This window comes from Acetobacter tropicalis (assembly GCF_001580915.1).
Taxonomy (GTDB): Bacteria; Pseudomonadota; Alphaproteobacteria; order Acetobacterales; family Acetobacteraceae; genus Acetobacter; species Acetobacter tropicalis.
The window spans coordinates 1-11,624 of sequence record NZ_LHZQ01000152.1 but is presented as its reverse complement, the minus strand read 5'-3'; the positions used below and the strand labels follow the sequence as shown (position 1 = coordinate 11,624).

Sequence of the window (11,624 nt, the reverse complement as noted above, 5' to 3'; positions counted from 1 at the left end):
TCTGCTTCTGCTTCTGCTTCTGCTTCTGCTTCTGCTTCTAAAGCCGTGCTGGTTTGGGTTGGGGCGTCAAGCGAAGATGAGGTAGGGGCCACTCTTTTTTCGGCGTCCCCTGCTTCGGGTTGCGCAGGGTCTTTCAGTGCCGCGAGGATGGGTGCGGCCTGCGTGTTATCCGCCATATCGGGGTGATCCGGGGTGGAAGGGGTGTTCTGCTGCGAGGTCTGCGGCATGGGGGGAACATCCGGGTTGGTGGTGGTCATGTGTTGTGTCTCCCCCGTTTGCCTTTACGCCGCTTTGACGGCTGCTGGTCTGATGCTGCCTGCACTGCTGCGTCGGTGCCCTGCTCTCCCTCCGCCAGACTATCCTCGGCGGATGCCTCTGGAGCGGGAGGCGTTTCCTCATCCTCCACAGGGTCAATTGGTCCTTCATGGGGGCGAAGCAGGATCTGACCGAAAGTTTCGTCCTGCCGCAATTCAAGCCTGCCACTTTTGGCCAGTTCCAGCCCCGCAATCAGCGTGCCTGCCATGGCGGCGCGACGCTGGCGGATGGCGTCCTCCCCCACAGCGGCCTCTGGCAGGGCGTCTGGCAGGAAGGCGTCAAGACTGTTCCAGCCCGGCGGCGTTTCTCCCAACAGGCGGGTCAGGCGGGAAAGCGCATCCTGCACGGTCCAGAACCGGATGGTGCGCGGGGCATAGATGCGCTTGCGGGCCGTACGGCGCATGGCGGCCATATAGGCCCGCATAAGCTGCGGCATATCCAGCGCCAGACCGGAGCGATCAATTTCTATCAGGGTTTCACTCTCGCCACGCGCCCAGACATCGCGCCCCAGCCGGGGGCGGGCATCCAGCCAGCGGGCCAGTTCCCCCATGCAGGCCAGTTCAATCAGCCGTTCCTGCAACAGTTCGGCAGCTTCCTCGCCCTCCATGGCCAGATCATCTTCGGCGGGCAGCAACAGGCGGGATTTCAGCCACGCCAGCCAAGCGGCCATCACCAGCCAGTCCGCCGCCAGTTCCAGCCGCACCTTGCGGGCGGATTCCACCACGGCCAGATACTGTTCCACCAGTTGCAGAATGGAAATGCGGCTTAAATCAACCTTTTGCGCCCGTGCCAGATCCAGCAGCAGATCCAGCGGGCCTTCAAACCCATCCAGATGCAGCACGGGTACGCGGGGCACGGCCTCTTCCGTGCTTGCACTGGCAACGCCGGGCTGCTCCGCTCCCGCTTCAGGAGACGGTGTTTCCTGCGGTGCCGGAGAAACGCCAGTTGCCAGCGTCTCGTCCGGGGCCGGGGCATCAGGGTGAAGTGCAGGCCGCTGATCGGCGTCCATCTGTCAGGTCTTGCCTTATCTGTGGCTTACAAACATGGGTAAGGTGCTCTTTACTCAGGCGGCCTGTTTGGCTGACCACCCGGACTGGGCCCGCAGCAACCGCATCACGCACGGGCTAACACCCCCAGAGCCGAAACGCCCAGACCAATATCCGCTGAAAAAAGCGTTGCTCCCGGAAGCGAGCGTCCGGGACGGCATAGCCCGCTTTTGTGACAGCACCGCATGGTCTTTCATGCAAGCACCCCGGCTTTTACGCCGGGAAGAACCGAGCGCCCCGTGAGAACCTTGGCCTTTAGCACATGCGGGCCGGTTGCCGCGCAGCGGTTACTGGTGCACCTGCGCACAGGCCAGCCCACGTTCCCGCACCGCGTTGCAGAAGGTCCGTGTCTCCGCAGTGGAGGCAAAACCAGCCACCCGCAGACGATAGAACACTGCGTTATCACGCTGCACTTTTTCCACCATAGGCGTGCGGTCTGCAAACAGAGTGGGATACCGCGTTTTCAGGCGGCTCCATTCCTGCTGCGCCTGCGCTTCAGACTGCAACGCCGCAAGCTGCACGCGATATTTGCCACCAGAGGAGGCCGGGAGCGGCGCAGCGGCAGGAGCCTGTTCCACCTTGCGGGCGGCTGGCGTTGCTGCGGAATCGGAAGCCGCTTTGCGGGCCGGAGTTGCAGGCGCTGCCGGAGTAGTCTGCGGCTGGGCGGCCTTGCCGGTAGCCGCGCCGGAGGCCGCTGCGGCATCACCGGCAGCGGATTCATCCGTTGTGCCGTTGGAAGAATCGGGCAGGCTTGTGGGCTGCTGATCTTCCGCGGTTGGCTGCGCACCGGTAGCCCCGCCTGCCTGAGGCTGATCTGTGCCCTGGGCACCAGCATCAGTCCCTTTAGGTCCGGCTTCCTTGATGTCCGGATCATCACCCGTGGCATCTGCCGCTTTTTTCGCGTTGTCCGCGGCCTCCGTGCTGGCAGCCTGCTGGCCGTATTGCTGGGCCAGCGCGGTGGGGTTGGGTTTTTCAGGCGCGGGCACCGGATGAGCCTGCCCGTCATCCGGCGTATCAGGCATGGCCACACCATCAAGCTGCATGCCACCCGGATCAACCGGCTTGGTGCGCATGGCAACAGGCGGTGGCCCCATGACGGGAATACCGCTCTGGTGGTGGCCCAGCAGGGCCCAGCCGCCAATACCCAGCACCAGCAGTCCCCCAAGGCCCGCAGCGCCATAGACCAGCTTGCGGGTTCCGGCATCACTGCTCAGAAACTGGGTGAGAACACTGGACGCAACACCCCCCTTGCCTGCTGGCCCTGTGGGCCGGCGGGGAGGCAGGGTGTCATCATAATCCGTGCTCATGCGCTCACGCGCGCGGCTGATCCGGTTATCTGACGAAAAATCCTTGTTATCGTCACTCATCAGCGCATTTCCTCTACGGGTTCCACGCCCATTACAGCCAGACCAGAGCGGATAACCGTGGCGGTGGCGGCAACAAGCGCCAGCCGCGCACGGGTTGCCTCTGGCGCATCCGGCTGAAGGAAGCGCAGGGATGCATCATCCCGGCCACGGTTCCACAGGGCATGGAAGTCACTCGCTACGTCTGCCAGATAGAAGGCCACGCGATGGGCCTCCCGCGCAAGGGCTGCGGACTCAATCAGGCGCGGCCATTCCGCCAGACGGCGCAGCAGCGCCATTTCCGCATCGGCTTCCAGCGTGGTCAGGGGCACCTGTGCCAGTGCCTCTGCTGTTACGGGGCCGTAGCTGCCATCTTCCTGCGCCATGCGCAGAACGGAGCGGCAGCGGGCGTGAGCATACTGCACATAAAAGATCGGGTTATCCCGCTGCTGCGCTACCACCAGATCGAGATCAAACTCCATCTGGGCATCGCTCTTGCGGGTAAGCATGGTGAAGCGCACGGCATCCTTGCCCACTTCATCAATCAGGTCCCGCAGGGTGACAAAGGTGCCCGCGCGTTTGGACATTTTAACCGGCTGACCATCCCGCAGGATGTGCACAATCTGGCACAGCACCACTTCCAGCGGCACGGTATCATCCGTAACGGCACGCACGGCGGCTTTCATGCGTTTGACGTACCCACCATGGTCCGCGCCCCACACGTCAATCAGCACCTGCGCGCCACGGGCCACCTTATCCGCATGGCAACCGATATCATTGGCGAAGTAGGTGTTTGTGCCGTCAGACTTCTTCAGCGGGCGGTCAACATCATCCCCGAACTGGGTGGAGCGGAACAGAAGCTGTTCACGTTCTTCCCAGTCATCCGGCAGCTTGCCTTTGGGCGGTTCCAGCACGCCTTCATACAGCAGGCCTTCCTTGTCCAGCCGGGTGATGGCGGCATCCACCACACCATCGCGCAGCACCTGAGCTTCGGACGTGAAGACATCATGATGCACGCCAAGGGCGGCCAGATCTTCCTTGATGGCGGTCAGCATATGCGCCACGGCAAAGCCGCGTACGGTTTCAAGCCATGTTTTTTCAGGTGCCGGGCGTGCGCCGTCTTCAGCCAGTTTGTCCCCATATTCGGCCACCAGTTCAGCGGCTACGGGAATCAGGTATTCACCCTTGTATTGCAGCCCGCCGGGTGTGAGGTCTGAAAACGCATCTTCCGTCAGGGTGGTGCCCAGCGCCTGCAAATAACGCCAGTAGGTGGCCCAGGCCAGCGCCTTTACCTGTGCGCCGGCATCATTGATGTAGAACTCCTTGGTGACATCAAACCCGGCCTTGGCCAGCAGGTTGGCCAGCGCATCCCCCACCACGGCGCCGCGGCAATGGCCCACATGCATGGGGCCGGTGGGGTTGGCGGACACATATTCCACATTCACCCGCACGCCTTTGCCGGATTGCGAATCGCCATACCGTTCACCCGCCTTGAGCACGGCCGGCAGAACGGAGCGCAGCACATCCGGGGCCAGTGTGATGTTCACAAAGCCGGGGCCAGCAGCGGCCACCTTGGCCACGCCATCCACCTTTTGCAGGGCCGCAACAAGATCAGCCGCAATATCGGCCGGTTTGCGGCGGGCAGCCTTGGCCAGCAGCAGGGCGGCGTTGGTCGCCATATCCCCATGCGCGGGGTCGCGCGTGGGGGTTACTTCAACGCGGGCCAGTGTTTCTTCCGGCACGTCGGGCAGCAGCCCTCGCACGGCGGCCAGGACATGGTGACGATAAAGCTGGAACAAACACTCAGACATGCCGACAAAATTCCCACTACAAAAGCGATCGAGCCGCGTTTTCAGCCCGGTACTGACAGATCAGTCAACCGGCGATGTTCTTCCATGGCGTAGCGATCCGTCATGGAAGCCACGTAATCCGCCACTGTACGGCGTATGGTGGCGTCATTACCCGCCAATGCAGTTTCACGCCAGCGGTCTGGCAACAGCTTGGGCGACTCCACCAGAATGGTGAACAGTTCCGCCGTGACATGCCGGGCCTTGTACGTCATGCGGTTGACGCGCCAGTGCCGGTACAATTTGGCGAACAGGAACTTGCGGATCCCCTTGTTGGCCTCCGCCATGGCGGGGCTGAACGCCACCACCGGCGCGGATGCGGCACGGATATCTTCCACACTGCTCGGTGCAAGGTCCTGAAGGTTCTTGCGGGTGCACACCAGCACATCCGTGGCCAGCGCATGAATCACACGCCGCACCATTTCATGCCGGATACGCTGGTTTTTCTGGGGCATATCTGCTGGCAGATCCGCCGCCAGCGCCTGAGCCTGCGCCAGCGCATCCCCCACCAGCGGCACGTCTTTCAGGTCTTCCAGCGTCAGCAGGCCGGATTTCACACCATCATCCAGATCATGCCCGTGATAGGCGATATCATCCGCCAACGCCGCCACCTGCGCCTCTGCCGAGGCATAGGTGTGCAGGTCCAGCGGCCATTGGGCATCAAACTCACGCAGCCACGGCGCGGGCTTTTTGACCGGCCCGTTATGTTTGGCCAGCCCTTCCAGTGTTTCCCATGTCAGGTTCAGGCCATCAAAGGCCAGATAGCGGCGTTCCAGCAGCGTCACCTGCCGGAGCGCCTGCGTGTTGTGGTCAAACCCCTCCCACGGCTGCATCTGGGCGGCCAGCGCATCCTCCCCCGCATGGCCGAAGGGCGTGTGGCCCAGATCATGCGCCAGAGCCACGGCTTCTGTCAGGTCTTCATCCAGTTGCAGAAAGCGGGCCATGGAGCGCGCGACCTGCGCCACTTCCAGCGAATGGGTCAGGCGGGTGCGGAAAAAATCACCTTCATGGTTGATGAACACCTGCGTTTTATATTGCAGGCGGCGGAAGCCTGAGGAATGCACAACGCGGTCCCTGTCCCGCTGCCAAGGCGAACGGGTGGGAGATTCATCCTCCGCATGCAGGCGGCGGCCACGGCCTTCGCCCGGCTGCACTGCATAAGGGGCAAGAAACAGATGGGCTGCGGCCTGTGCTGGCATGGGTGTGTAATCCTGCTCCGTCACGGTGTTCCGGGGCGGGCGTAGGCTGCCCCGCTGGTGCGGCAAAACTGCGTTTCAGGCAGGTTCCACCACATAAGATGCGCCGCACCCTAAGCCATTACTTGAAAATTGACCATCTCTGCCCCCATGCCCCTTCAAACTGCCCTCCCCCCGCGCTATCTAGTGGAGTATGACCCAGCCCCAGCCCTTTACCGTGTCTGAGGCCGCCGCCACGCGGATTGCCTCGGTTATTGCCAAACGCAAGGCCACTGCCACCCCGGAGGGCGCACCCCCGCCAGCCGCGCTGCGCGTGGCGGTGGAAGCCGGAGGTTGCAATGGCTTCCAGTATCAGTTCACGCTGATCGGGCCGGAGGCGATTGCCCCGGATGATACGCACATTGAAAAAGGGGGCGCGCTGGTGGTGGTGGACCCTGCCAGCCTTGATCTTCTGGCCGGGGCGGAACTGGATTTTACGGACAAGCTGATGGGGGCGCATTTTGCGGTGAACAACCCCAATGCCGCGTCCTCCTGCGGGTGTGGCACGAGCTTTTCCGTCGCATGAAAATAGCGACCTGGAACGTTAATTCCGTTCGCCAGCGCCAGCACCTGATTCTGGACTGGCTGGAGCGCGAACAGCCTGACGTGCTGATGATGCAGGAAATCAAGTGCGAGACCGCGCAGTTTCCTGCCGAAGCCTTTCAGAAAGCCGGATATGATTGTGCCGTTGTGGGCCAGAAATCCTATAACGGGGTGGCTACGCTGGTTAAAAGCGGGATGGAGATCACCACGGATCATCTGCCGGGGTTTGACCACCCGGTGGCCCGTTATGTGGAAGTGCGCACGCAAGGGCTGACACTGGGCAATTTGTATCTGCCCAATGGCAATTCCGGCGGGGAGGATGGTTACGCAACCAAGCTGGCGTTTTTTGATGCCCTGACAGCCCGTGCCCGCGCATTTTTGCAAACGGATACGGATTTCATTCTGGCTGGCGACTACAATGTCTGCCCGACACCGGAAGACTGCGCCCCCGGTGCCCTCGGCCCCGATGACGCACTGGTGCGCCCGCAAAGCCGCGCAGCCTACCGCCGCCTGTTGTGGCTGGGCCTGACAGACGGCCTGCGCGCGCTGCATCCCTCTGGCCCGGCCTATACGTTCTGGGATTATCAGGCCGGAGCCTGGGGCCGGGATTGCGGGCTGCGGATTGACCACGCCCTGCTCTCCCCCCGTGTGGCGGAACGGCTTGAAACCGCCTGGCCGGACCGGGATGAACGGGCGATGGAACGCCCGTCCGACCATGTGCCACTGATTGTTACCTTGCAGGACAAGGCTCAGGCTACGGCCTGAGTCCCTGCTTCCTGCGGGGCGGCGGGACCGCCAATATCGCGCAGGCGTTCACCGCGCATCAGGTTATCTTCAATATCTTCCAGTGATGTGCCTTTGGTTTCCGGCACAAACAGCAGCGCCACCACCAGAAACAACATGTTGAACCCGGCCAGCATCCAGAACGTGACGGAATCTCCCAGCACGGTCATGCAGGACAGGAAGACGGTGCTGATCAGCCAGTTGGTTATCCAATTGACAAAAGTGGAGCACCCGATGGCGAGGCTACGCCCCTTCAGCGGCTGAATTTCCGAGCACAGGGTCCATGGCAGCGGCCCTTCCCCCAAGGCGTAGCCCAGAATAAACGCGACCAGCGTGCCAATAATCAGCACAGCACCCAACGGTCCATCCACATGAAGCTTCAGCACAAACCCAAACAGAACCAGACTGAGGCTGGCAATAATGCAGCTTGTTACCAGCAGCGGACGACGCCCCCAGCGGTCGATCAGAAACAGGGCGGCAACGGTGGCCGCCAGATTGGCCACGCCCAGCAATGTTGTGGCCCAGATGGCGGCTGCGCTGCCAAAATGCGCGCGTTCCAGCACTTTGGGCGCATAATACATCAGCACGTTAATGCCCGTAAGCTGTTGCAGCGCCTGAAGGGAAAGCCCCAGAAAGAAGCTGCGGCGGAAGGGTGCACTGGTTTTGAACAGTTCAAATCCGCTCACATTTTCCTTGTTCACCTGCTGGCGGATGCGCGTGAGTTCACGCTTGGCTTTCTCGCTACTGTCGCGCAGCATGTGCAGCACGCGGGAAGCCTCCTTGTGCCGCCCCTGTGTGACGAGCCAGCGCGGAGAATAAGGCACCACCAGCGTGCTGAGCAGAAAGAACACGGCCGGGATGGCGGGAATGCCCAGCATCCAGCGCCAATGACCGCCGCCAGCCAGCAGACTGTCTGAAAAATAGGCCATCAGCATGCCGATGGTAATGGCCATCTGATACAGGGAAATCATACGCCCGCGGTCTTTTTGGGCGGTAATTTCAGAAATATAGAGGGGTGCGGCAAAAGCAGCCAGACCAACGCCCAGACCCAGCACCACACGGCCTGCCATCAGCACGGGCACGGAATGGGCAAAGCAGCACGCCGCCGTGCCTGCCAGAAACAGCACGGCCGCACAGGAAAGCGTGATACGCCGCCCCCATTCCCGCGCCAGAAAGGAAGCCAGCAACGCACCCCCGGCTGCCCCCAGCATAAGAGTGGAGACAATCCATTCATCCGTAACGGTTGTGGTATGAAATTCCAGCCCAATAAAATGCAGAGCTCCGGCAATAACGCCGGTATCCAGCCCAAACATCAACCCGGCGAGTCCCGCAGCCAGCGCAAAAAGGGACGCCTGCCCCAGCCATGGGCCGGCAGAGTTACTGCTATTATCTTGTGGTTTTTCTTCATGGCTTCTGTTCAGTTCAGAACAGCCGGTTCCCTGCACAATGGACCTCCGCTTTTGTTATTATGTTATCTCAGCATCACAACGTTCTATGCCTGCGGGGGTTGTGATTTTTTTTGCAACCACGCTTTTATAGAAGCCATCATCTGTCCGGCTTGCCCATTCCTTCTGGAGCCCATTCCATGCCTGAGCCCTCAGCCTCTCTTCTGCACACAGCCCGCGCTCTGGCGGCAGGCTCCACCACCAGCCGGAACCTCGTGGAGCAGGCTCTGGCCCGCATAGCCGACCCAGCAGGCGAAGGCACACGCACCTTTACGGAAGTGCATGCAGAACAGGCCCGCGCCACGGCTGATGCCTATGATGCACACCGCAAGGCAGGAAATACCCTGCCGCTTCTGGCGGGTGTTCCTGCGTCTGTGAAAGATCTGTTTAATGAGGCAGGGAGTATCACCACCGCAGGGTCCCGCGTGTTGGCTGATGCCGCACCCGCGCAGCAGGATGCGCCCGCCATTGCCAACCTGAAGCAGGCCGGGCTGATCTCCATTGGCCGCACCAGCATGACGGAATTTGCGTTCTCCGGCGTGGGTATCAACCCGCACACCGGCACGCCCGCCAACCCGTGGGACCGCCCAAACCGCCGTATTCCGGGTGGCTCTTCTTCCGGTGCGGCCATTTCCGTCACAGATAGCATGGCCGCTATTGGCATTGGCAGTGACACAGGGGGCTCCTGCCGTATTCCCGCCGCCCTGACGGGGCTTGTGGGTTACAAACCCACCGCCAGCCGCATTTCTACCCAAGGCACGGTGCCGCTATCCTTCACGCTGGATTCCATTGGCAGCCTTGGCCATACCGTGTCCTGCTGCTGGGCGGCAGACCGCGCCCTCTCCGGGCAGGAGGTGACAGCAGCACACGCCCCTGCACCGGATGCTCTCTCCGCCCCACGGCTGGGCGTGTTGCAGACTTACGTGCTGGACGGCATGGATGAACCGGTCTCCACCGCCTATCATGCTGCCCTGCGCAGGCTGGAACAGGCCGGGGCTATGCTGGAAGATGTGCATTTTCCAGACCTCGCTACGCTGCCGGAACTGAACCGGCTGGGCGGGTTCCCGGCCCCGGAATCCCTGACATGGCATGCAGACCTGATTGCCCACAAAGCTGATCTGTATGATCCCTTTGTGCTGAAACGGATTTTACGCGGCAGGGAGCAGAGTGCTGTTGATTACATCACCCTTATCCGCAACCGGAACGCCCTGATTGCCAAGGCAGCGCAAGTTCTGGGAGGCTATGATGCCATTCTGATGCCGACCGTGCCGATTATTGCCCCCCGCATGGCGGACCTTGCCGAGGATGACATCTACACACGCACAAACCTGCTACTGCTACGCAACCCGACTGTAACCAATTTTCTAGATGGATGTGCCATCAGCCTGCCATGCCATCCGGCAGGCACGGCCCCCGTTGGTCTGATGGCCATGGCCCTGCACAATCAGGACTCCCATCTTTTTCCACTTGCAGCCTGGATGGAACAGGCCTTGCAAAGCAGCCGCACATAATACCTTACCAGCCGAAGAGAGATGATTTTTTCATGACAACACAGAACAGGTGATGCCAAACAGCATTTCTGGTGCATCATCTTTCTGAATACTGAACAGGAAAGCGCTCTGATGCCTCGCTCGGTCAAAAACATCGCCTGTGTTTCTGCTCTTTTGGCCTGCGCCCTGATGCCGCAGGCAGCAGGGGCACAGCAGACCGGGTGGGAAAAAACCGATACTGCAAACAGCTATGACCTCACCATCACACACCACCCCGAGGGTGACGCATCAGATGATACCATAACGCTGCACAGTGGCACTGCCCCACTGGATGCTTTTGCCGCTGCCAGCCACGCCGCTCCCGCCACCGGGCGACAGGGAAAAGCCGTTCGCCTACAGGGCATTTTAACCACAGACAGTACCGCTACCGGCGCAGCGTTATGGATAGCCGCCTATGCAGGCACAAAACAGGTTGCCTTTTCCAACACACAAGCTGCCCCTGTGCCCGCCAGCAGCCAGAATGTGACACGCACAACATTGATTCTGATTCCGCATGACGCGACCAGACTTGTGTTTGGCGTATTGCTGAAGGGAAAAGGGAAAGTAACTGCCAGTTCCCTGACATTATCCGCGCTTGATGATGAAAAACTGCCGGATGCCACCCCCCTGCCGGAAGCTGTCATGCAGAAAGCGCTGTCTGATATTAAAGAAAATGCGGTCAATGCGTCACACATTGACTGGAAAACAGAAACGCCGCGCCTGCTTGCCCTCTCCCACACAGCGCTCCTTGCCGATGTTTATGCGAACCTGAGAGCTCTTATTAAAAATCTTGATGATCACCATAGCCTTGTCATCCCGCCGTGGAAAAAGTCGGGCTTTGAACAGATGTGGCGTGCTCCCCCTGAGGCCAAAACCCTTTCCGCTGGCATAAATACAATTGGTCTGACAGGCTTTACCCCACACTCACCGCAAGAAATTTCCGCCTACAGGGACGCCCTTCTCTCCACCATTCGGTCCCTTGCCCCCGCCAAAGGGTGGGTGCTTGATCTGCGGAAAGATCAGGGTGGCAACATGTGGCCTATGCTTGCCGGTCTCAAACCGTTTCTGGGTGATGGACCCTTGGGATATTTCGTGACCATATCAGGCGAAAAATCGCGCCCATGGAAAGAGACCCTGCCCATAGACCATCAGGACATGGCGCAGCCTGATCTTTCCACAATCCCCGTTGCTGTCCTGATTGGTCCCCATACCGCAAGTTCAGGCGAGGCCGTTGCCATCGCCTTCAAGGGCCGCCCCAACACACGATTTTTTGGAACCCCTACGGCGGGCCTGACATCCAGCAACCGTACATTCAGGCTGCCGGATGGCGGTATCATGCCCATAGCCACCAGTTTTGAAGCAGACCGAACGGGCGTGATTTACAAGCACGGTGTAGAACCTGACGAACATATAGAGGATGAAACAGCTACAATTCAGGCTGCAACTTTATGGTTACACAACCTGAGAGTGCCTTAGAAACGGCGGCCAACGCCACAGCACGAGCACCGAGCACCGAGCACCGAGCACCGAGCACCGAG

General features: G+C 60.7%; 11 protein-coding genes. 5 read left to right on the top strand and 6 right to left on the bottom strand.

Going from position 1 to position 11,624, the window contains the following annotated elements; translation table 11 throughout:
- Positions 1–257 (bottom strand): hypothetical protein (locus AD944_RS02375; RefSeq protein ID WP_211263323.1); only part of this gene is annotated, 257 nt, incomplete at its 3' end.
- The gene (locus AD944_RS02370; RefSeq protein ID WP_052427109.1) at positions 254–1,324 is read right to left on the bottom strand and encodes a segregation and condensation protein A; all 1,071 of its coding nucleotides are present in this window, start codon (positions 1,322–1,324) and stop codon (positions 254–256) included. The genes AD944_RS02375 and AD944_RS02370, both read right to left, overlap by 4 nt.
- Positions 1,325–1,391: 67 nt before the next feature.
- Between AD944_RS02370 and AD944_RS16620 the strand changes: the two genes are divergently transcribed.
- Positions 1,392–1,604 (top strand): hypothetical protein, encoded by a 213-nt coding sequence (locus AD944_RS16620; protein ID WP_145912791.1) that lies wholly within the window; start codon positions 1,392–1,394, stop codon positions 1,602–1,604.
- Positions 1,605–1,648: 44 nt separating this feature from the next.
- Here AD944_RS16620 and AD944_RS02365 read toward each other — a convergent pair whose 3' ends face one another.
- The 3 genes from AD944_RS02365 to AD944_RS02355 are packed head-to-tail and all read right to left on the bottom strand — an operon-like array spanning position 1,649 to position 5,750.
- Positions 1,649–2,728 carry an SPOR domain-containing protein gene (locus AD944_RS02365; RefSeq protein WP_045541726.1) on the bottom strand — a complete coding sequence of 360 codons (1,080 nt, stop codon included), beginning with the start codon at positions 2,726–2,728 and terminating at the stop codon, positions 1,649–1,651.
- Positions 2,728–4,515 carry an arginine--tRNA ligase gene (gene argS, locus AD944_RS02360; protein WP_045541727.1) on the bottom strand — a complete coding sequence of 596 codons (1,788 nt, stop codon included), beginning with the start codon at positions 4,513–4,515 and terminating at the stop codon, positions 2,728–2,730. Before argS ends, AD944_RS02365 begins: the two co-directional genes overlap by 1 nt.
- Positions 4,516–4,556: 41 nt before the next feature.
- Positions 4,557–5,750 (bottom strand): deoxyguanosinetriphosphate triphosphohydrolase, encoded by a 1,194-nt coding sequence (locus AD944_RS02355; protein WP_045541728.1) that lies wholly within the window; start codon positions 5,748–5,750, stop codon positions 4,557–4,559.
- Positions 5,751–5,940: 190 nt separating this feature from the next.
- On the opposite strand from AD944_RS02355, the gene AD944_RS02350 reads away from it, so the two are divergent.
- Together AD944_RS02350 and AD944_RS02345 are read left to right on the top strand one after the other, a co-directional pair.
- Positions 5,941–6,312, top strand: a complete 372-nt coding sequence (locus AD944_RS02350; RefSeq protein ID WP_006559643.1) for a HesB/IscA family protein — start codon at positions 5,941–5,943, stop codon at positions 6,310–6,312.
- Positions 6,309–7,094, top strand: coding sequence for an exodeoxyribonuclease III (locus AD944_RS02345; RefSeq protein WP_045541729.1), 786 nt, complete (start codon positions 6,309–6,311; stop codon positions 7,092–7,094). The genes AD944_RS02350 and AD944_RS02345 overlap by 4 nt, the downstream gene beginning before the upstream one ends.
- Here the strand turns inward: AD944_RS02345 and AD944_RS02340 are convergent.
- Complete coding sequence (locus tag AD944_RS02340; RefSeq protein ID WP_082741170.1) at positions 7,079–8,557, bottom strand: sugar porter family MFS transporter; 1,479 nt, start codon at positions 8,555–8,557, stop codon at positions 7,079–7,081. The two genes, AD944_RS02345 and AD944_RS02340, sit on opposite strands and share 16 nt — an antisense overlap.
- Positions 8,558–8,697: 140 nt before the next feature.
- Here AD944_RS02340 and AD944_RS02335 point away from each other — a divergent pair, with 140 nt between their 5' ends.
- Complete coding sequence (locus tag AD944_RS02335; RefSeq protein WP_045541730.1) at positions 8,698–10,068, top strand: amidase; 1,371 nt, start codon at positions 8,698–8,700, stop codon at positions 10,066–10,068.
- A 111-nt stretch (positions 10,069–10,179) separates the two neighbouring features.
- Positions 10,180–11,562: a S41 family peptidase gene (locus tag AD944_RS02330; protein ID WP_052427110.1), complete on the top strand. Its 1,383-nt coding sequence runs from the start codon at positions 10,180–10,182 to the stop codon at positions 11,560–11,562.
- Positions 11,563–11,624: the final 62 nt, after the last annotated feature.